General features: G+C 27.9%; 19 protein-coding genes. 15 read left to right on the top strand and 4 right to left on the bottom strand.

What is annotated here, in order from left to right:
- Positions 1-80: 80 nt before the first annotated feature.
- The 15 genes from CCANL266_RS01225 to CCANL266_RS01155 are packed head-to-tail and all read left to right on the top strand — an operon-like array spanning position 81 to position 15401.
- Positions 81-470, top strand: a complete 390-nt coding sequence (locus CCANL266_RS01225) for an NAD(P)H-quinone oxidoreductase subunit 3 (protein WP_172230247.1) — start codon at positions 81-83, stop codon at positions 468-470.
- On the top strand, positions 452-949 hold the full coding sequence (locus CCANL266_RS01220; protein ID WP_172230244.1) for a NuoB/complex I 20 kDa subunit family protein: 498 nt from the start codon (positions 452-454) through the stop codon (positions 947-949). The genes CCANL266_RS01225 and CCANL266_RS01220 overlap by 19 nt, the downstream gene beginning before the upstream one ends.
- Entirely contained in the window at positions 949-1737 is a 789-nt protein-coding gene (locus CCANL266_RS01215; protein ID WP_172230241.1) for an NADH-quinone oxidoreductase subunit C, read from the top strand. Before CCANL266_RS01220 ends, CCANL266_RS01215 begins: the two co-directional genes overlap by 1 nt.
- A complete protein-coding gene (gene nuoD, locus CCANL266_RS01210; RefSeq protein ID WP_172230238.1) occupies positions 1737-2963 on the top strand; it encodes an NADH dehydrogenase (quinone) subunit D in 1227 nt (408 codons plus the stop codon). Before CCANL266_RS01215 ends, nuoD begins: the two co-directional genes overlap by 1 nt.
- A complete protein-coding gene (locus CCANL266_RS01205; RefSeq protein WP_172230235.1) occupies positions 2960-3190 on the top strand; it encodes an NADH-ubiquinone oxidoreductase subunit E family protein in 231 nt (76 codons plus the stop codon). Before nuoD ends, CCANL266_RS01205 begins: the two co-directional genes overlap by 4 nt.
- Entirely contained in the window at positions 3180-3821 is a 642-nt protein-coding gene (locus tag CCANL266_RS01200; RefSeq protein ID WP_172230232.1) for a hypothetical protein, read from the top strand. The genes CCANL266_RS01205 and CCANL266_RS01200 overlap by 11 nt, the downstream gene beginning before the upstream one ends.
- Positions 3821-6214: an NADH-quinone oxidoreductase subunit G gene (locus CCANL266_RS01195; protein WP_172230229.1), complete on the top strand. Its 2394-nt coding sequence runs from the start codon at positions 3821-3823 to the stop codon at positions 6212-6214. Before CCANL266_RS01200 ends, CCANL266_RS01195 begins: the two co-directional genes overlap by 1 nt.
- Entirely contained in the window at positions 6211-7206 is a 996-nt protein-coding gene (gene nuoH / locus CCANL266_RS01190; RefSeq protein ID WP_172230226.1) for an NADH-quinone oxidoreductase subunit NuoH, read from the top strand. Before CCANL266_RS01195 ends, nuoH begins: the two co-directional genes overlap by 4 nt.
- 9 nt (positions 7207-7215) lie before the next feature.
- Complete coding sequence (gene nuoI / locus CCANL266_RS01185) at positions 7216-7830, top strand: NADH-quinone oxidoreductase subunit NuoI (protein ID WP_172230223.1); 615 nt, start codon at positions 7216-7218, stop codon at positions 7828-7830.
- Positions 7823-8332, top strand: a complete 510-nt coding sequence (locus tag CCANL266_RS01180; protein WP_172230220.1) for an NADH-quinone oxidoreductase subunit J — start codon at positions 7823-7825, stop codon at positions 8330-8332. Before nuoI ends, CCANL266_RS01180 begins: the two co-directional genes overlap by 8 nt.
- Positions 8329-8616, top strand: a complete 288-nt coding sequence (gene nuoK / locus CCANL266_RS01175) for an NADH-quinone oxidoreductase subunit NuoK (protein WP_172230217.1) — start codon at positions 8329-8331, stop codon at positions 8614-8616. The genes CCANL266_RS01180 and nuoK overlap by 4 nt, the downstream gene beginning before the upstream one ends.
- Positions 8613-10412 (top strand): NADH-quinone oxidoreductase subunit L, encoded by a 1800-nt coding sequence (gene nuoL / locus CCANL266_RS01170; RefSeq protein WP_172230214.1) that lies wholly within the window; start codon positions 8613-8615, stop codon positions 10410-10412. The genes nuoK and nuoL overlap by 4 nt, the downstream gene beginning before the upstream one ends.
- On the top strand, positions 10405-11763 hold the full coding sequence (locus tag CCANL266_RS01165) for a complex I subunit 4 family protein (protein ID WP_172230211.1): 1359 nt from the start codon (positions 10405-10407) through the stop codon (positions 11761-11763). Before nuoL ends, CCANL266_RS01165 begins: the two co-directional genes overlap by 8 nt.
- A gap of 9 nt (positions 11764-11772) precedes the next feature.
- The gene (locus tag CCANL266_RS01160) at positions 11773-13080 is read left to right on the top strand and encodes an NADH-quinone oxidoreductase subunit N (RefSeq protein ID WP_172230209.1); all 1308 of its coding nucleotides are present in this window, start codon (positions 11773-11775) and stop codon (positions 13078-13080) included.
- The gene (locus tag CCANL266_RS01155) at positions 13077-15401 is read left to right on the top strand and encodes a tetratricopeptide repeat protein (RefSeq protein WP_172230207.1); all 2325 of its coding nucleotides are present in this window, start codon (positions 13077-13079) and stop codon (positions 15399-15401) included. Before CCANL266_RS01160 ends, CCANL266_RS01155 begins: the two co-directional genes overlap by 4 nt.
- Before the next feature lie 25 nt (positions 15402-15426).
- On the opposite strand, the gene CCANL266_RS01150 is transcribed toward CCANL266_RS01155, so the two are convergent.
- From CCANL266_RS01150 to plsX, 4 genes are all read right to left on the bottom strand, one after another.
- Entirely contained in the window at positions 15427-16896 is a 1470-nt protein-coding gene (locus CCANL266_RS01150) for a DASS family sodium-coupled anion symporter (protein ID WP_172230205.1), read from the bottom strand.
- Positions 16897-17182: 286 nt separating this feature from the next.
- Positions 17183-17701 carry a hypothetical protein gene (locus tag CCANL266_RS01145; protein ID WP_172230203.1) on the bottom strand — a complete coding sequence of 173 codons (519 nt, stop codon included), beginning with the start codon at positions 17699-17701 and terminating at the stop codon, positions 17183-17185.
- Positions 17702-18555: 854 nt separating this feature from the next.
- Entirely contained in the window at positions 18556-19524 is a 969-nt protein-coding gene (locus CCANL266_RS01140) for a beta-ketoacyl-ACP synthase III (RefSeq protein WP_172230201.1), read from the bottom strand.
- A complete protein-coding gene (plsX, locus tag CCANL266_RS01135) occupies positions 19502-20488 on the bottom strand; it encodes a phosphate acyltransferase PlsX (protein ID WP_172230198.1) in 987 nt (328 codons plus the stop codon). Before plsX ends, CCANL266_RS01140 begins: the two co-directional genes overlap by 23 nt.
- Positions 20489-20490: the final 2 nt, after the last annotated feature.

The following is a 20490-nucleotide window of genomic DNA, read 5'->3' as shown; positions in this document are numbered from 1 at the left end:
AAGCATTAAGTTAATTTTATTAGCATAATAAAATTCTTTAGATTTTATTAGCTTTAAACTTTTCTTAGAAAGGAGAAAAAATGTCGCATTCTACATTAGAAGGGCAGTATTTTGGTGTATTTGCAATGCTTGTTATAGCTACTGCTTTGTTTTTTGCTCTTGTATTTTTAGCAAAAACAATAGGTAATAATTATGCAGCAAAAAATAGAAAAAAATTAGGCTTATCATCTTATGAGTGTGGTCCTTTACCACAAAAACAAGCTAATAAAATAAATTCACAATTTTTCATTTTTGCACTTATTTTTATATTGTTTGATATAGAAGTTATTTTTATGTATCCTTGGGCGCTTATGTATAAGCATTTAGGGCTATTTGCACTTATTGAAATGCTGTGCTTTTTTATTTTATTATTAGTTGGTTTTATTTATGCGTTTAAAAAAGGAGCTTTACAATGGCAGAGCATCAATTAAGCAAAGGAATGCCTATTGTTTTAACATCGGTTGATAAATTAGTAAGTTGGGGTAGAAGTAATTCTTTATGGGCTTTTTCATACGGACTTGCCTGTTGTGCGATTGAAATGATGGCTGGCGGCGGTTCAAGATATGATTTTGATAGATTTGGTACTATTTTTAGAGCTAGTCCAAGACATAGCGATGTAATGTTAGTTGCAGGAACTTTAAGTAAAAAACATGCAGAATTTACAAGAAGGCTTTATGATATGATGCCTGATCCTAAATGGGTTATTTCAGTTGGTTCTTGCGCTAATACAGGCGGTATGTTTAATACTTATTCAACAGTTCAAGGCGTTGATAGAATTATACCTGTAGATATTTATGTACCTGGTTGTGCTCCACGCCCTGAGACTTTTCAATTTGCCCTAATGATTTTACAAAAGAAAATTAGAACTCAAAAAGCAAGTAAAAAAATAGCTGCTAAAAGGTTGATATAATGAGAGAATATAAAGATAAAATAAACGCTCAAAAACAAGATTATTATAAAGATAGATTTTACCATGCTCCTGAGACTAAAAAAAGCGAAGTAAGTTCTACAAATTTTCAAAAAATTCTTAATGAATTTAAAGCTCTAATGCAAATAAATGAAGCCTTTATTGAAAATGATTTTTTAGTTATAAAAATAAATAAAGATGATAATTTAAAAGCACTTAATCTAGCTAAAGATTTAAATTTTTTAAGTTTTACTGAATTGGTAGTTAGCGACTATATAAAAGATGGTTATTATTTAATTCAATATTTATTATTAAATTTAGAAGAAAAGCTAAGGCTGCAAATACAAACAACTTGCAATATAAATGAATGCTTAAATAGCGGCGTTAGTGTTTATAAGGGGCTTAACTGGAGTGAAAGAGAAGCTTATGATATGCTTGGAATTAAAATTATAAATCATCCAAATTTAAAAAGGTTATTAATGCCTGATGATTGGTTTGAGCATCCTCTTAAAAAATCATACCCTTTACAAGGTGATGAACACGCACAATGGTATGAGATTGATAGAATTTTTGGAAAAGAATACAGAAGCGTAGTAAAAGAAGAAAACAGAGACCCAGCTTTTGTAGATGATAAAGATACTACAAAATTCGGAAGAATTTATCACGAAGTTGCAAATGGCGCTCAACCAATTGAAATAGCATATAAGCAAGAATATCAAGAAGAAGAAGGCGTGATGTTTGTCAAGAAAATTAAAAGAAATGATAGTAAATTTATTGAAGGGAGAAGATAATGCAAATACCTTCAAAATTAAAACCATATTATGAAAATATAGCCTTTGAAAAAGAAGGTTCTCAAATGATTATAAATCTAGGGCCACAACACCCTAGCTCTCACGGTAACCTTAGATTATGCTTAGAGCTTGATGGAGAAAAAGTTACAAAATGTACTCCTATGATTGGCTATATGCACCGTGGTATGGAAAAAATGGCTGAAAATATGATTTACCAAGAATTTATTCCAACCACTGATAGAATGGATTATGTTGCAGCAAGTGCAAATAATTATGCTTATGTAGCCTGTGTAGAAAAATTATGTGGCTTAAAAATACCAAGAAGAGCGCAAATTATTAGAATGATGATTTTAGAGCTAAATCGCATAGCATCTCATTTGCTTTGGCTTGCAACTCACGCACTTGATATTGGCGCAATGACTGTATTTTTATACTGCTTTAGAGAGCGTGAATATGTAATGGATTTAATTGAGATGTACTGTGGTGCTAGACTTACTCACTCATCTATGAGAATTGGCGGATGTTATTTAGATTTACCTGATGATTACTGTACGAAAGTACTTGCATTTTGCGATAAATTTATAAACGATATAAAAGACTATGAAACCTTGCTTGATGATAATAGAATTTGGCGTCTTAGAACAGAAGGCGTTGGAGTAGTAAGCGCTGATAATGCACTTAATTGGGGTTGTAGCGGAGTAATGCTAAGAGGAAGTGGGGTTAAATGGGATATTAGAAAAGAAGAACCTTATTTATTATACGATGAAGTTCAATTTGAAATTCCTGTGGCAAAGGCAGGTGATTCTTATGCAAGATATAAATGTTATATGGAAGAATTTCGCCAAAGTCTTAAAATCTTAAGACAATTAGTGCCTATGTATAAAGAAAGCTCACCAGAATTATTATGCAACGATAAAGAATTTGTAAGCGCAAGTAAAGAGCAAATTTTAACTCAAAACTATTCTTTAATGCAGCATTTTGTTTTAATTACTCAAGGTCTTCGCCCTCCAAAAGGAGATTGTTATGTACCAACAGAAAGTCCTAAAGGAGAGCTTGGATATTTTATTAAAAGTGATGGTTCTACAAGACCTTATCGTCTTAAAGCTAGAACGCCTAGCTTTTGGCATTGTGCATTTTATGAAGAATTGTTAGTAGGCACTTATATAGCTGATGTTGTTGCTATTATGGGTTCAACTAATATTGTTTTAGGGGAGATTGATAGATGAAAAGGATTGACCTTAGAAAAAGCAAAGATTTTTTTGCTGATTTAAAAATACATTTAGACAACTTAGCGTGCAATGATGTGCTTGTTGTTTTATTTGAGATTGGAGATTTTTCTAATGTTGAAAAATCTTTTTCTTTTGTATATGAAAACAATTGTGAATTATTAAATTCTTTAAAATTTAATCAATGCGATTGGACAATTTGTGTAAGGAAAAAAAATGATAATTAGTTTTTTAAATTACGCTAGTAAAGAAGTTTTACAAACTTATTCAAATAAAGAATTTATAAATATTGGTTCTATAAAAGATGAAAGACTAAATCAACGCTTTTATAAAATAGAACAAGGTTATGAAGCTTATGTTTTAGCCTTATTATGCTCTATGAGTGATTTATGCGAATTTGATAATGCAGAGCTTGCAGCAGAATCTTGCCTAGGCGAAGAAGAAGCTCAAGAAATTTTGCATATGGCTCAAGGTGCTACTGTACTTTTATTAGACTCAAATTTATTAGCTCATCCTGATAAAAATATTTACCCTTTAGCAAAAAAATTAGCAAGTCATTATGATTTAAAACTTGTTTTTGATAATGAATTGCACGAATTAAGATATGAAGAAGTGCAAGAAAATAATAATTTAAGAATTTATGAATGCTTAGAAGAAGATAAATTTATTATTTCTTCATCTTTTGCAAAATTATGTTCTGTTAAAGAAAATGATGAAGTTTTAGTCAAAACAAAAGATAAAGAATTTAAATCAAAAGTTAGTATAGATAATAATTTAAGTGCGATTATAGCTTTAAGTAAAAAAGCAAAAGGTTATGCTTTTAGTGATTGCGTTGTTACTAAGATAGGAGAAGCTTAATGAAAATTACAATAAATGGCAAGGTTGTTAATGCAAATGATGGAGATTATGTTTTACAAGTTGCTAGAGCAAATGATATTTTCATACCTGCGATTTGTTATTTAAATGATTGCTCACCTACTTTAGCGTGTAGAATGTGTATGATTGAGGTTGATTCAAAACGCTCATACGCTTGTAACACAAAGGTAAAAGAAGGTATGCAAATACTTACAAATACAAAAGAATTATGGGATGAAAGAAATGCAATTATGCAAACTTATTGCATTAATCACCCTTTACAATGTGGAGTTTGTGATAAGAGCGGCGAATGCGAATTGCAAAATTTCACACATAAAGCAAAGGTTGATACTCAAAGTTTTTACATAAAGGATATTGATAGAAGGCATAAAGATTGGGGAATGTTGCAGTATGACCCAAGTTTATGTATTGTTTGTGAAAGATGTATTACTGTTTGCAAGGATAAAATAGGCGATAACGAGTTAAAAACAGTAGCAAGAGGGGGCGAGGCACCTGCAAAAGAATTTAAAGAAACAATGAGCAAGGACGCAAATGCTGTTTGGGCTAAGTTTCAAAAAAGCCTTATTGCACCACAAAATGAAGAAAGTTTGCAGTGTCAAGAATGTGCTGAATGCGTTAGCGTTTGCCCTACTGGCGCTTTAATTAACAAAAATTTTCAATATCGCTCAAACGCTTGGGAATTAAGTAAAATACCTGCTAGCAATCCACATAGTAGCGATTGTGAATTAATGTATTATGATGTAAAGCAAAAAAGCATAAATGATAATTCTAAAATGATTTATAGAGTATCAAATGATTTTCATTTTGCTTCATTAAGCAAAGCTGCTCGTTTTGCCTTTGATATTGCTAATGAATGCAAGTTTAAAGATGAAAAAGAATTTAATCATTTAGTATCTTTATTTAAAGATGGCAAGATTAAAAATGTAAAATTTAATAGCTACATAACAAACGAAGAAGCTTATATTTTAGAGCTTTTAAGACAAAAATATTCATTTAACTTAGTAAATAATGAAGCTTTATGTTTTCAGAATTTTATAAATAATTTTATCTATCACGCAAAAGAATTTTATAACGCAAGTAGCAATGATATTAAAAAGTCTGATTTTATTATTAGCCTTGGTTCTTTTTTAAGAAATGACCATATTTCTTTATATTACAATATAAATAATGCTATTGTTATGAATAAGGGTGCTGGGCTTAATTTTTATCCTATTAAAGATAAGAAAATTGATAAAATATCTAAGAATTTTATTAATGTTAATTATAATTTTAGCGATGAGGCTAAGGTTTTAGAATTTATTTTACAATATTTTGCAAAAGACTTGCCAAGCGAACTTTCACATTTAGCAAATGAATATGAAGAATGCACAAAAGAAGTTGAAGTAAAAACAAAAGATGAACAAGGCAACGAAGTAAAGCAAATTCAAAGCGAAATAATTAAAAAATCAAGCCTAGCAAAAATGATTAATTTTGATGAAGATAAATTAAAAGATTTATTAATCAAAAAAAATAACTTTACCTTAATAATTGGTGCTGATTGTATTTATAATCCAAACGCTAGTTATATCGCTTATTTATGTGCTTGTGTTCAAAAATACACAAATTTTAAAGTATTTATAATCCCACCACGCACAAACACCTTAGGGGTTAGCTTGTTATGCAAACTAAGCAAAGAAGAAGATGGATTTACTTTAGGTTACAATGAAAGGGGAGATTTTTCTTTTTCTAATGATGAGCATAATAACCTTTTAAGCTCAATGCTAAATCAGCAAGAAGGTACTTTTACAAACTATGATAAAAGATTAGTGCCTACGAATGCAGCCCTTAAATTTGATGGTTATTTTTTAAATGACTTAGCAAATGCTTTAGGTTTAAATGCTGAATATACAATTGAATATACAAAAAAATTACCTTTAAATAAAGGCTTTAAAAATATAGATTTTGATAATTTAAGCAATTATTATGACAATGCTGGAAATAACCACAGAGGCTACTTACTAAACACTCAAGAATATGTAAAAAATCTTGATTTTCAAGCAAGTATAAAAGAATATAAAAAATTTGAATTAAACAATGATGATGTAATTGTTTTAGCAAATCCAATTGCTAATTTTAGTAAATATACAAATAAATCAAGCTCTTTTAATGAATGTGCATGTTTATACGCAAGTAAAAACTATCTAACTAAACATAATTTAAAAGAAAATTCAATGGTTAAAATCAGCAATGAAAATGAAGAACTAATTGTAAAAGTAGTACTTGATGAAAACATAGAAAATTCAGCTTATTTACCAACTTACGATGATAAAATCAATCCTTTTAAATTCTTTAAAACTCATCGTTATTGCAGCTTAAATGTAAAGGAGATTGTATGAGCCAAACTTTGTTTTTTATAATCATTACCTTAATAAAATGTCTTTTAATAATAGCAATTTTTGCAGCCTTAGCTGGTTTTGCTACTTATTTAGAAAGAAAGGTTTTAGGTTATGTTCATCGCCGTTTAGGACCTGATATGCTAGGACCTGCTGGTGTTTTACAAATAGTTCCTGATATGATAAAACTTTTTACAAAAGAAGATATTATTCCTTATATGAGCAATAGTATTGTGTTTAAAATTGCACCTTTAATATCTGCTATTTGTGCTTTTTTAGCCTTTGCTGCTGTTCCTATTTTTCCTGAATTTAGCCTTTTTGGTCATACAATTAAGCCTATTGTAGCTGATATTAACATTGCTGTGCTTTATGTTGCTGGTTGTTCATCTTTGTGTTTTTACGCAATCTTTTTAGGTGGTATGGCAAGTAATAATAAATGGGCATTAATAGGTGGAGCAAGAGCTTTAGTAACTATAATTTCTTATGAAGGCGTTAGCGGACTTTGCTTATTAGCAATTGTTTTACTAACTGGTTCTATGAGTTTTATTGACATAAATAATTATCAAGAAGGTGGAATTTTTTCTTGGCTAATATTTAAGCAGCCAATAGCCTTTGTATTATTTACAATAGCAATCTTTATTGAAACAAATAGAACTCCACTTTGTTTAAGTGAAAATGATGCTGAATTAGTTGCTGGTTATGGTACTGAATATAGCGGACTTCGCTGGGGTATGTTTTTTATCGGTGAATATGCAAGTATGATTTTAGGCTCAATTTTAATTAGCTTAATTTTCTTGGGTGGTTTTAATGATTTTTATTTCATACCAGGTTTTATTGCTATGATTTTAAAAATATGCTTTGTTTTTTCTTGGTACTTTTGGGCAAGGGGCGCTTATCCGCACTTAAGAGCTGACCAAGTTATGAGAACTTGTTATTTAATATTATTACCTTTAGCAGCAATTAATTTAATTATAACTGCTATTTGTGCTTTATAAGGAGAAAAAATGCAAAGATACAAAAAAGTAGATGAAAATAGAAAGCTACTCTTAAGTCCTTATGAAAAATTTATTAAAAGCGTTAAAAGATGTTTAAATACCGAATTATTAGTAGGGGTATTTTCAGTAATAAATGAAACATTTAAGTTTAACACCGCTACTATTAAATATCCTTTTGAGAAAATAAAATTAGATAATCGCTATCGTGCTGTGCATAGATTACAAAGATTTATAGAAAGTGAAAGCGAGCGTTGTATTGGCTGTGGATTATGTGAAAAGATTTGCATTAGTAATTGCATTAGAATGCAAACAGAGCTAGGAAGCGATGGAAGAAAATTAGTTAGTAATTATTCTATTAATCTTGGAAGATGTATTTATTGTGGTTTTTGTGCTGAAGTTTGTCCTGAACTTGCAATTGTACATGGAGTTGAGTATGAAAATGCTTGTGAGCAAAGAGCTTATTTTGCACACAAAAAAGATATTCTTACTCCAATTGATAAACTCAAAGAACAAGTAGAATTTGAAGGTGCAGGAGCTTTAAGAAAAGATGCTAGTGCTTTTGTTAAAAAAACGCCTAATTATTATGAAATTGAACTAGCAGCTAAAGGAGAAGAAAATGTTTGAACTTATTGGCTTTTATATTTTTGCAGTACTTGTAATTGCATTTTTTATAATTGCAATTAGCTCAAAAAATGTTTTATATTCTATAAGCTCTCTTGCTTGCGGTATGGTGCTTTTAAGTGCGCATTATTTTTTACTTGATGCTGAATTTATAGGTGCAGCACAAATTATAGTTTATAGCGGAGCTGTTTTAGGGCTTTATAGTTTTGCAATGATGTTTTTTGATTTAAATAAAGAATTAAATGAAAAATTAAAACATAAAAAAAGTTTTTTTACGCTTAGTATTTTAAGTATTCTTATGCTAATTTTTATGCTTTGTATGCCAAAAATAAGCAATAAAACCGCTAGCGTGCCTATAGATAACGATTTTAATAATACTCAAAATATAGGCGTTGTATTATTTACAAAATATTTATTAGCCTTTGAATTAATAGCCTTAGTTATGCTTATTGTTTTAGTATGTGCTATTGCCTTAGTTGCTAAAAAAATAAAGGAAGAACAATGAATAATTACCTTATTTTATCATTTATACTTTTTGTAATAGGCATTATTGGGATTTTAAAAAGACAGAATTTAATAATGTTTTTTATTAGCACTGAAATTATGCTAAATGCTGCTAATTTAGCCTTTGTAAGTATTTCTAAAATTCACAATGACTTAAATGGGCAAATATTTGCAATTTTTATAATGGCTATTGCTGCTTGTGAAATCGTTGTTGGACTTAGTCTTTGTGTTATTAAATTTAGACAAGATAAGAGCTTGGATTTTGATTTAGGAGAAAGCAAATGAGTTTAATTTATACCTTATTTTTACCTTTATTTTCAGCACTTGTAGCTGCTTTTTATAGTTTTTCTCCTAAAAATAAGCTTTTAGGATATTTTTGCTCGTATTTATTGTTTTTATCCTTTGTTTTTGCTCTTATTTCTTTGTATTTATATGCAAATATTGAAGGTGCTTTTGTGCTTGCTCCTTGGATTAGTACTATAAATGCTAATTTTGGGATTTATGTTGATAGTACAAGCTTAGCAATGATTTGTGTTGTAAGTTTAGTTGCTACTTGTGTGCATTTTTATAGTATTTACTATATGCAAAATGATGAAAAATTTAATAAATTCTTTTCATTTTTAGGTTTATTTGTATTTTGTATGCTAATTCTTGTTCTAAGTGATAATATCTTATTTATGTTTGTTGGCTGGGAGGGAGTTGGCTTATGCTCTTGGCTATTAATTGGCTTTTGGCATACAAATACAAAATATTCAAAAGCAGCAAATGAAGCATTTATTATGAATAGAATAAGCGATTTTGCAATGCTGCTTGGAATATTTTTAATATATTTAAATTTTCAAACTTTTTCATTTTTCCACTTAAGTAGTATGCTTTCTTATATTGAATTATTAAACGAAGATAATACATTAACTTTGATTGCAGCTTTATTATTTGTTGGAGCAATGGGAAAATCAGCACAATTTCCTTTTCATACTTGGTTAGCAAATGCTATGGCAGGCCCTACACCTGTTTCAGCGCTAATTCATGCTGCAACTATGGTTACTGCTGGAGTTTATTTACTAATAAGATTAGAGCCGCTTTATACTTTAACAACTCAAGTTAGCTATTTTATAGCTTGTTTAGGAGCCTTTGTTGCTATTTTTGCTGCAAGTATGGCTGTTGTTGCAAGTGATTTAAAAAGAATTATTGCCTTTTCTACCCTATCTCAATTAGGTTATATGTTTGTAGCTTGTGGTTTAGGAGCTTATAAAATAGCCTTATTTCATTTAATTACACATGCTTTTTTTAAGGCTTTATTATTTTTAGGTGCTGGTAATGTAATGCACGCTATGAATGATGAGTTAAATATTCATAAAATGGGTGCTTTATTTAAAAAGATGAAAATAACTGCTATTTTTATGATAATTGCTTCTTTAGCCTTAAGCGGTATTTATCCTTTTGCAGGTTTTTTTAGCAAGGATTTAATTTTAGATTATTCAATGCATACAGAGCATTATATTTTATATGCTGTATTGCTCTTTACTGCTTTTTTAACTGCTTTTTATTCTTTTAGATTATTAATGCTAGTATTTTTTGCACCAAGTACTGATAAAAATCACGCTCACGAAGCTAATTTTGTAGCACTTTTTGCTATGCTGCCTTTAGTTATTTTGGCTATTATTGCTGGGTTTTTCCATACTAAATTCTTTGCATTTACAAATGCTCAAGAGTTAAAAAGTGATTATCTTTTAATAGCAATATCCTTACTTGTTGCGCTTAGTGCGATTGTACTTGCTATATTTAAATTTAGAAAAAAAGAAAAACAATGTTCTTGTAAAATAAGAAAACTTTTAGAAAATGAATATTACATAGCTGCATTTTATGAGCTTATTTTTATAAATCCTTATTTAAAATTCTCTAATTTTATGCGTTCATTTGAAGAAAATCTTTATAGTTTGATTTTTGAAGATTCTAAAAAATTTATTTTATCTTTATCCTCAAAAGATTGCAAAGATGGGCATTTAACTCAACATATAATGTTTATATTTGCCTTTTTTGTGCTTTTAATTTTATCTATATTGGTGGTGATGTATGCTTAGTTATTTAGTTTTTTTACCATTACTTTTTGCTATTTTTGCTTATTTTTTAAACGATAAAAGTGTAAAAATTAATGCTGTAATTTTTTCATTAATAATTGTTATTTTAAACATTTATGCTTTTATTTCAAATGATTTAAGGTTTGCCTATACTTTAATAAATACAATTAATTTTGGCATTATCTTAGATGCAAATAATATTGCTTTATTGTTAGCTTTAGTTGCTAATTTTATGCTTTTTATTTCAATGTGCTTTTTTGATGATTACAAAAAAGACTTTTTAATTTGCGCTATGATTTTAAGCTCTTGTATGAATGGCTTATTTTTTACAAATGATGCTTTATTGTTTTATATTTTCTGGGAAGTATCATTACTGCCTTTACTATATTTAATGTTAAAGCACAATCAAGCTGTATTAGCAAAAAGATTTTTTATTTTTGCATTTTTAGGTTCAATTTTAATGTTGCTTAGCATTATTTATCTTGCTTTAAATTCTTTTAATTCAAGTATTATGAATTTTAATATGGTTTATTTTTCAACCTCATCATTTACTATGAAAGAAAAAACTTTATTATTTTTAGGATTTTTTCTAGCTTTTATAATAAAAGCCCCTATTTTTCCAATGCATAGTTGGGCGATTAAAACCTATGATAAAGCACCTAATTTTGTTAGCGTTATGTTAGTTGCTTTTAAAATGGCTCCCTTTGGCTTTTTAAAATTCTTAGTGCCTTTATTTGCTGATGTTATCGCTCAATATCATAATATTATTTTATCTTTATGTCTAATTTCTGCACTTTATGCAGCTTTATTAGCAGCAAGTGCAAAAAATTATAAAGAATTATGTGCTTTAAGCTCAATATCTCACATTGGTATTTTAAGTCTTGGAGTTTTTTCATTAAATCAAATAGCAATCACAGGAGCAGTTTTTTATATGATAGCACACGCTATTGTAAGTGGAGCTATGTTTTTATTTGCTGATATAATCTATAAAAACACAAAAACATATGAATTAGATAAGCTAAAAGGATTAGCCTTTGCAAATCCTAAACTTAGCTTAGTTTTTGGAATTTTATTGTTTAGTTCAATTTCTTTACCGCTTACTATTAATTTTGTTGGCGAATTTATGGTTCTTTATGGCTTATTTGAAAATGCAAGAATTTATGGAATTATTGCTACTTTTATTGTTGTTTTAGGTGCAATTTATATGTTAAAAATGTTTAGAGAATGCTTTTTAGGACAAGATAATAAATTGATTTTAAAAGCAAATTTATATCAAAAAATCATTCTAGGCTTTTTATGCTTTTTATGCGTGTTGCTAGGCGTTGTGCCTAATTTAATTTTAGAATTAATATAAGGAGAAAAGATGATAAGTAGTGAATTAAATTTTAGCTTACTTTTACCTTATTTATTACCTACTTTTGCAGCTTGTGTTTTATTGCTTTTTTCAAAGTTTTTTACACAAAGTGCTTTAAAATCGGTAAGTATTTTATCAATAGTTTTAAATATAATTTTTATATTTAATCAAGAATATAACACTAGTTTTTTTAACTTACTTAGCTTTACAAAAATATCACAATACGCAATAATTCTTATTGCTAGTATAAATATTTATTATATTTTAAGTATTAAAAACGAATACAAAAGTGAATTTTATGCTTTATTATTATTTATGCTAACTTGCTTTTCTTTCTTAGTAAGCACAAAGAATTTAATTATGATTTTTGTATGCTTAGAAGGCTCTTCTTTGGCTCTTTATTCTTTAATAGCTTTTAAAAAGAGTGCAATTAAAGCAAGTTTAAAATATTTTAATTACGGTATGATTTCATCGGCATTTTTTGCTTTTGGAAGTGCTATGTATTATTACTCAAGTGCTGATTTAAACATAGAATATATTGAACTCTCAAGCCCTGTGCAAATTATTGCCTTTGCTATGATAGGAGCTACTATTTTATTTAAACTTTCTGTTGCACCTTTTCACTTATGGCTTAAAGATGTATATTTAAAAAGCGATACCTTATTGGCTGGATTTATTTCCGTAGCTCCTAAGAGTGCGATTATTATTGTGGCTAATATTTTATTAGCAAATGCGCAAAATTCTTTTGCATTTTGCATAATTGCAGCTTTTTCAATGCTTTTTGCTAGTTTTATGTCTTTAAAGCAAACAGATGCAAAATCAATGCTTGTTTTAAGTTCTATTTCGCACTCATCTTTTGCTTTGATAATAGCTACTATAAGCAATCAAGGGGCGTATTTAAATTATGCTTTATTTTATTTTATTTCTTTTGCCTTTGTAAATTTGGCTGTATTTTTAATTTTAAGTAGCTTTAAAAGTACTAAATATGAAGATATAAATGGCTTTTTTAAAGCATACCCACTTTATGCTATAGCCTTAGTTGTTTTATTATTAAACTTAGCTGCAATTCCACCATTTGGAGTATTTTTTGCAAAAGTTTTAGCAATCTATGCGAGTTTGAAATTTAATTTCATAATAGCACTTTGTATGGCGCTTTCATCTTTAATTATGCTTTTTGCTTATTTAAAATTTATAAAAGCAATTTTTGCTGATTCAAGTACAAAATACTTTATTTATTTTACAAACACTCAAAAAGCATTAATAGCGTTTTCAATAATCGTTAGCTTTATTTCTAGCTTGGTATTAAATTACATATGAAAAAAATATTATTCTTTTTTCTAGTTTTAAATTCTTTTGCTTTTGAAGTTTTTTTAAACACAGGAAAAGAGAATAATACTCAAATTGATATTTTGCACATAAAAGACGAGCAAGATATAAACTGCCTTACTTTGCAAGATAATAATACAAATATTTATTATAAATGCAGCGTTTTAGGAAGAGCAAAATTAATAGCTAATCAAGATTTAAAATTGTTTAAAATTGTCTTTCAAAATAAAAAAGAAAAATTAGATATTTTTATATATCCAAAAACTCAAAGCCTAATTTTACCCTTAGATGAAAATGATTTTTTAAAAAAAGAAATAAAAAATAAAACAAGCGATAAGTCAAAATACTGGAGTATTATTTTTTATCCAGATTACAAGGTAAAAAATGCTGTAAATGGCTTAGATTTTGATGTTTTATATCCTAATTTAAACTTACCCTTTGTAGGAGGATTAGATTTAGATAAAAATCCTGTAAATATTAGTGATAATGCTGATATTAGCACATATTTGGATTTAAAAAAATTTTATGAAAGCAAAAAATATAAAGAGCTATTAGACTTAAGCTTGCAAGCAATTAATAAATATGGAAAAAGTATTTTTTTAAGTGAATTTTATTTATATAAAATAAGAGCTATGGTAGAATTATTGCATCAAGATTCAACCTATGCTGATGAAATCATAAAAGATGTAAAAGACTATGCTAAAAAATTTGCAAGCAGTGAAAACTACCCTGAAACTTTGCAATTATTAATTAAAACTTATTTAAAAATAGAGCAAAGCTCAAACGCACAATATTTTATAGATATTTTAAACAATGAACATCCTAATTCTTATTACACAAAATTAGCTAATTTAGATTATGCTGATTATTTATTAGCGCATAATAAAAAACAACAAGCTAGTCTGTTGTACAATAACACGCTTTTTACTTCAAATAGCACAACTCTAGCAAGTAAAGCCGCAATAGCTTTAGCAAGAATAAATATAAGTGATAAAAAAATTGCTGAGGCAAAGGAATTTGTATTAAAAGTTTTTAATGCAAATAAACCTTTTTTACTTGAAGATAAAGAAAAAACAATAGCCTTAGCTGATGATTTTTACAATAATAAACTTTATGATATTGCAGCAGTTATTTATGAATTCGTGCTTGATAATTCAAATAGCCAAAACCAATATTATGAAAAATCTTTAAAAAATTTAGCTCTTTCTTTAAGTAAAATCAAAGAATACGATAAAGCGCAAAAATATCTAAACGAATATAAAAAACTCTATTCAAACGGAGAATATTTAAGCGTTATTGATGAAGCTATTGATTTATTATATTTTCATAGCAAAGAAACAGATAGTTTTAAATTACACGAATATTATAAATTATTAATGGCAAAATATGATAATGAAATATCAGACCGTGCCTTGCTTGAAGAAGTAAAATTACTTTTTAAAGAAAAAGAATACACGCAAATTTTAAATTATGATAAAAAAATAAAAAAACTTGAAAATGATGTTTTAAGCGATTTATTTGATAAATCTTTAAAAATACTAATTGACTCTAGTTTAAAAACTAAAGATTGCGATATAGCCCTTGATTTAATAAAAGACTATGATTTTAATGAATTTGCTAAATTGAATAATAAAAAAAGCTTAGTTGTGTGTTTGATTAGAAAATATGAAGACGATTTAGCCTTTAAAGCTGCTAGCGAATTTATTAATGAAGATGATATTTTTTATAGTATAAAACAAGCACAAATTTTATTTAAAAAACAAGAATACAAAGAAAGCATTAAAATACTAAACAAAACGCTAAAAAGCAGAAAGAGTATTTATAAAGATGAATATTTTGATATTTACAGCACCTTAAGTTTATCTTATTTAAGACTTAATGATTATAATAATGCTATTTTTAATTTAAAAAAGCTAGAAAAAATTAGCAATGACTTTAAAATTGTTGAAATCTACAATGAATTTTTAGCTTATTTTAATAAAAATAAAATGCCATTATCAATAATAACTTATGGTCAAAAAGCAATAGATATTCAAAATAAAATAGGTGTAAATCTTTATAGCCCTGAATTAGAATTTATAACTCTTGATGCCTTAATCAGTAAAAATGAATTTAAAAAAGCTGAAGAAATTGTAAAAGACTTACTAAAATTAAAATTAGATGATGGCGATTATACAAGAGCTTTATTTTTACAAGCTAAAATTTATAAAGCTTTAAATAAAATTGATTTAGCAAAACAAAGTTTAAGCAAATGCAAAGAAGGTAATAATTATAAACAACTTTGCGATGATGAACTTAGTTTGCTAAATTAAAATTCTCATAAAAAATTATGAGAATTTAAAATATATATTTTTGCATAAAACTTAAATACGGGTAAGCAATAAGCACATAGATTATAAAATATATTAATCCAAAAATTGCACCTAAACGCCAAAAATCAGAACCTTTAATATAACCACTAGCAAACCAAATTGGACTATGTCCTGTTCCATAAGGTGTTAAAACACTTATCATACCCATTGGAGCTAGTAAAAATATCATAGTAAATTCAGGAGAAAAACCAGTAATTTTTGTAGCCATAGTTGCAAAAACCCCTGCTACTGCAGTAACATAAGCTGTACCTGAAGCAAAAAAATACCTTAATAAACAAAATACAACTAATAAAATCATTAAGGCTAAAGTAGGTTGCAAATGCACCAATAAAGATTCTGTATTTTTAGATAAATAATCTAAAAATCCGACATTTTTTAAACCACCTGCCATTGTAACTAAGGTTGCAAACCAAGTTAATACATTCCAAGCAGGTTTATTTGCTAAAAAATCTTGCCAAGAAATAATCTTACAAAGTATCATAGCAATAATTACCAAGATAGCTGTTGTTGTAGCATTGATACTAAAAGCCTTTGAACCTATCCATAAGATTAATGCCGCTATTGATATGCAAAGCATTATTATTTCTTTTGTAGTAATTTTACCTATTTTATCAAGCTCATCACTAGCCCATTTTGTAATCTCTGGTGAGCCTTTAATTTCAGGTGGATAAATAAAATATGTAAGCAAAGGTGTAATTGCAAATAAAATAATTCCTACAGGTAAAAAAGCTAAAAACCAGCCCATCCAATCTACAACCTTCACCCCAGCAGAGCTAACAAGGTTTAAAGCAAGTGGATTTGGCGCTTGACCTGTTAAAAAAATAGAGCTTGAAATACATGTAGTAGCAAGAGATACCCACGCTAAATAAGAACCTATTTTTCTAGGGTTTTTATCAGGAAAAGAATCAAACATAGCAGGAATGCTAGTTGCAATTGGATAAATAGTTCCGCCACTTCTTGCAGCATTTGATGGTATAAATGGAGCTAAAATTAAATCAGCAAAGGCAATAGCATAGCCTAAGCCTAAAGTACTTTTACCTAATTTTTTTACTAAAAGCAATGCAATTCTTTTACCAAGACCACTATTTGCGTAGCCAATACCAATCATAAATGAAGCAAAGATAAGCCAAACAACAGCATTTGAAAAACCAGTTAAACCCCAATTAATAGCTGCAGCAGAAGATATATTTGCATCAGCTGCTGCTGATTTTGCAGGACCAACTTTAAACAAAACAGCAACCGCAATCGCTATTACTCCAATAAAAGCAGGCGGTAATGGCTCTAAAATTAAACCTACAACCAAAGCTGCAAAAATACTTACAAATATCCATGCCTTAAGGCTTAAAATTGTAAAATCAGCAAAGGCAAATGCTAAAGCAAGTACAAATAAAGCCGTAAAAATAGGCGCTGATAATTTAATAATATTTGTTTGCATAATTCCTCCTTAAAATAAAATAAAAAATTTTAATTAATTTTATGCTTTTTTTTATTAAAGTAAGATAAAATTTCAAGTAAAAATGATAATATAATTTAATAAATTATAAATAAATAATAAAAATTAATATAAAAAGTTTTTTTAAGTTGATTAATATGCTTTAATATTTTTTAATTAACTCCAATTTTATTATAAATATCAATTTTTTACACTGTTGCTTGCCTTGCTTGGTGGAAGAAAACAAAAGTAGCCATGAAGCTTTATGGCTTTTAAATTTATTGGTGGATTATTTCCACCAACTATCTAATTCTTTATAATCTTCACAATCTAGTTTATACCCATTATCACAAGCCATTTTATAATATTTTAAAGCTTGTTTTTTATCTTTTTTGTCTTTAGTTTTAATATATTTTCGTTCGTAATAATTACCAACATACCAGCAATATTTATTATCAATTTCACAAGTTTTTAAATTATACTCAAATGATTTTTTTTCATCATTTGCGATAGTTTTGTTTTGTGGAAATCCCTCTTCATAATAACCAGCCAACATTTCACAAGATATAGCGTTCTTTAATTCATCGCAACCTTTAAAAGCTACTTCAGCACTCTCTTTTAATTTTAAATAAGCACTACTATCATATTTTTTATAACTTAAATAGTCCTCACAAGATTTAGCATTGTTTTCTTTGATACATTCATCATAAAGTTTTATTTGCTCTTCATTTAGCGTTGGCTCTACATCATAAATCCCCACTGCACTGCAAGTTAAAGCTAATACATATAATGTCAATAACTTTTTCATAAACTCTCCTTTATTTAATTTTTAATAATAGCAAAAATTAACTGTTTTACCTTTAAGCAAAGCAAATTCTTAACACATATTCTTATTTTTTCATAATTATGTATTTATAAAAGTATTTTGCAAATAGCTTTATCGTAGTAACAAACAAAAAGCAGTTTAAAGAAAAAAGAGCGTGTGCTTGATAATGTAAAAAGATTAATTAGCAAAAGTGAAGCTTTAAGGCTTTAAGTAATTTAAGTTTAATATAAGCTTTACATTTATTTTAATAATTTTTATCATTTTTAGCTTATTTTCCTTAAACGCTAGTTTAAGTTTAATTTAAGCTTTATTTTTAGACTTGAAAATAGCTTAAAACTGCATTGAAAAGCCTTAAAATCGTGTTATAAGCTATTTTGCTAAGTCAATATCCGCTTAAAAAAAGATAAGTTAGATTAAATAGAAAAATTAAAAACTAAGAGCAAAAGACAGCTAAAAATAATGCTTGATACTTTAAAAACAATGAAAAATCAAATAAAAAAAAACAAAAATAGAAAATAAGCTAAACACAAAATCCCTGAACTTTTAAAAGCAACAAAAGAAGTTACAAGTGGTGAAAAAGCTATAATAGTTTTGAAGAAAAGGTGAAAGATTTACAACAATGAAATATTCTTTTTGGCTTATTTAATTGGAGTTTTAAATACTATTATATAAAACTTTAAACAACTTTTATAATCAAGCACTTTTTAAAAACGCTGCTTTTATATATAAATATATTTGTTACTTATAGCATTTTAACTTTATAAAAATGTATTAGTTAAAAACTTAGAATTTAAAATTATTAAATACTTTTTGCTTTATAATTTTATAAAAAATATTTATTCGCCATCAAAGTAAGCTAAAGCACTACCCCAAGTAAAGCCACCACCAAAGGCATCAAATAACATTAAATCACCTTTTTTAAGTTTTTTACTTTCATATAACTCGTTAATAGCAATAGGAATTGAAGCTGCTGAAGTATTACCGTATTTATCTACACATACACAACATTGCTCATCTTTTAACTCTAATTTTTCTTTTACATAATTAATAATTCTTAAATTAGCTTGATGTGGAATAAAATGTGTAATATCATCTTTGCTTAAATTATTTTTACTTAAAATATGCTTTACTTCATTTGCTAAAGTGTTTACTGCAACTTTAAAAACATCATTACCTTGCATTTTAAGACTAATTGGAGTACAATCTTTGCTATATTTTGGTCTATTTGTAAATAGCAATTTTGCATATTCACCATCAGTTGCTGTTTGCACATCTAAAATTTCATTTTCATAACCAGCAGATATAACACAAGCTGCTGCACCATCGCCAAATAGTACACAAGTTGAACGGTCGTTATAATCTAAAACTGAACTGATTTTTTCAGCACCAATTATTAAAACATTTTTTTTACTAGCGCTTTCAACTAAAGATTTTGCTAATTCAAGCATATAAATAAATCCAGAACAAGCAGCACTAATATCAAAAGCACTAACCTTTAAACCAAGTTTGTGAGCAACTAAGGTTGCAGTAGATGGCATAGCAAAATAATCAGGACTTAAAGTAGCAACAATAATCATATCAATATCATCAATATTAATTTTTGCTCTTTTTATAGCAACTAAAGCTGCTTTATATGCTAAATCACTTGTTTGTTCATCTTTATCAGCCTTAAATCTTTGTTTAATACCTGTTCTTCTTGTAATCCACTCATCACTAGTATCTAAAAAAGTTTCAAAATCCTGATTATAAACAATATTTTTAGGTAAATAAGCACCAATACTTTTAATACATGCTTTTAATTTCATTTTCTATATTCTCATTTATATTTGACTTAGCAAATTTTAAAGCTTGAAAAATAGCATTTTTTATTGCTATTTCATTACTTTTTCCATGTGAAATTATTGTGCATTGATTAACTCCTAATAATGGAGCTCCGCCGTATTGGTCATAATCAAGATGTCTTTTTAAAGACTTAAAAGCCTTTTTACTAAGTATATAACCAAGTTTTGCAAAATTTGATTGACTAATTTCACTTCTTAACAACTTAGTAAAAATTCCCACCGTACCTTCTGCGGTTTTTAGCAAAATATTACCTGTAAAACCATCACAAACAACAACATCACACTCGCCACTAAAAATATGGCCACCTTCAATATTGCCTACAAAATTTTTCATATTTTTTAATAATTTATGACTTTCTTTTGTAAGTTTATTGCCTTTACAATCTTCTTCTCCATTAGATAACAATCCGATTTTTGGCTCTTTAATGCCCATTACTTCTTTTGCGTATGCTTCTCCCATAATTGCAAATTGTAATAAATTTTCACTCTCACAATCAACATTAGCACCGACATCAAGAACTAAAATTCTACCAGTTACCGATGGCATCAAGGTAGCAATAGCTGGTCTATCAACCCCTTTTACCCTACCTAATCTAATAGTAGCAAGGCTCATAGTAGCACCACTATGCCCTGCTGATACAACTGCATCTGCTTGTTTATTTCTTACAAGTTCAACTGCTTTATAAATGCTGCTTTCTTTTCTTTTTAAAACATCGGTAGAATTTTCTTCCATTAAAAAAACATCTTTAGTATCAACAAAAGAAATTCTATCTAAAAGATTACTAGGAATGCCCTTTCTTAAAGCTTCTTCATCACCAACTAAGATAATAGAGAAATCTTTCTTTTCTTTTAAAGCATCAATACAGCCTTGTAAAATTGGTGGATAGGAAAAATCCCCACCCATAGCATCAACAGCAACTCTAATCATTG

It is taken from the genome of Campylobacter canadensis, assembly GCF_013177655.1.
GTDB classification, from domain to species: domain Bacteria; phylum Campylobacterota; class Campylobacteria; order Campylobacterales; family Campylobacteraceae; genus Campylobacter_E; species Campylobacter_E canadensis.
This window is presented reverse-complemented; position numbering and strand designations above follow the sequence as displayed.

Bases quoted from the DNA above. Each gene is read 5' to 3' on its own strand.
- nuoD (WP_172230238.1), top strand. From the start codon at position 1,737: ATGCAAATACCTTCAAAATTAAAACCATATTATGAAAATATAGCCTTT.
- CCANL266_RS01150 (WP_172230205.1), bottom strand. From the start codon at position 16,896: ATGCAAACAAATATTATTAAATTATCAGCGCCTATTTTTACGGCTTTA.
- CCANL266_RS01200 (WP_172230232.1), top strand. From the start codon at position 3,180: ATGATAATTAGTTTTTTAAATTACGCTAGTAAAGAAGTTTTACAAACT.
- CCANL266_RS01160 (WP_172230209.1), top strand. From the start codon at position 11,773: ATGATAAGTAGTGAATTAAATTTTAGCTTACTTTTACCTTATTTATTA.
- CCANL266_RS01225 (WP_172230247.1), top strand. From the start codon at position 81: ATGTCGCATTCTACATTAGAAGGGCAGTATTTTGGTGTATTTGCAATG.
- CCANL266_RS01195 (WP_172230229.1), top strand. From the start codon at position 3,821: ATGAAAATTACAATAAATGGCAAGGTTGTTAATGCAAATGATGGAGAT.
- CCANL266_RS01155 (WP_172230207.1), top strand. From the start codon at position 13,077: ATGAAAAAAATATTATTCTTTTTTCTAGTTTTAAATTCTTTTGCTTTT.
- CCANL266_RS01165 (WP_172230211.1), top strand. From the start codon at position 10,405: ATGCTTAGTTATTTAGTTTTTTTACCATTACTTTTTGCTATTTTTGCT.
- nuoK (WP_172230217.1), top strand. From the start codon at position 8,329: ATGAATAATTACCTTATTTTATCATTTATACTTTTTGTAATAGGCATT.
- CCANL266_RS01205 (WP_172230235.1), top strand. From the start codon at position 2,960: ATGAAAAGGATTGACCTTAGAAAAAGCAAAGATTTTTTTGCTGATTTA.
- CCANL266_RS01180 (WP_172230220.1), top strand. From the start codon at position 7,823: ATGTTTGAACTTATTGGCTTTTATATTTTTGCAGTACTTGTAATTGCA.
- CCANL266_RS01145 (WP_172230203.1), bottom strand. From the start codon at position 17,701: ATGAAAAAGTTATTGACATTATATGTATTAGCTTTAACTTGCAGTGCA.
- CCANL266_RS01140 (WP_172230201.1), bottom strand. From the start codon at position 19,524: ATGAAATTAAAAGCATGTATTAAAAGTATTGGTGCTTATTTACCTAAA.
- plsX (WP_172230198.1), bottom strand. From the start codon at position 20,488: ATGATTAGAGTTGCTGTTGATGCTATGGGTGGGGATTTTTCCTATCCA.
- CCANL266_RS01220 (WP_172230244.1), top strand. From the start codon at position 452: ATGGCAGAGCATCAATTAAGCAAAGGAATGCCTATTGTTTTAACATCG.
- nuoH (WP_172230226.1), top strand. From the start codon at position 6,211: ATGAGCCAAACTTTGTTTTTTATAATCATTACCTTAATAAAATGTCTT.
- nuoI (WP_172230223.1), top strand. From the start codon at position 7,216: ATGCAAAGATACAAAAAAGTAGATGAAAATAGAAAGCTACTCTTAAGT.
- CCANL266_RS01215 (WP_172230241.1), top strand. From the start codon at position 949: ATGAGAGAATATAAAGATAAAATAAACGCTCAAAAACAAGATTATTAT.
- nuoL (WP_172230214.1), top strand. From the start codon at position 8,613: ATGAGTTTAATTTATACCTTATTTTTACCTTTATTTTCAGCACTTGTA.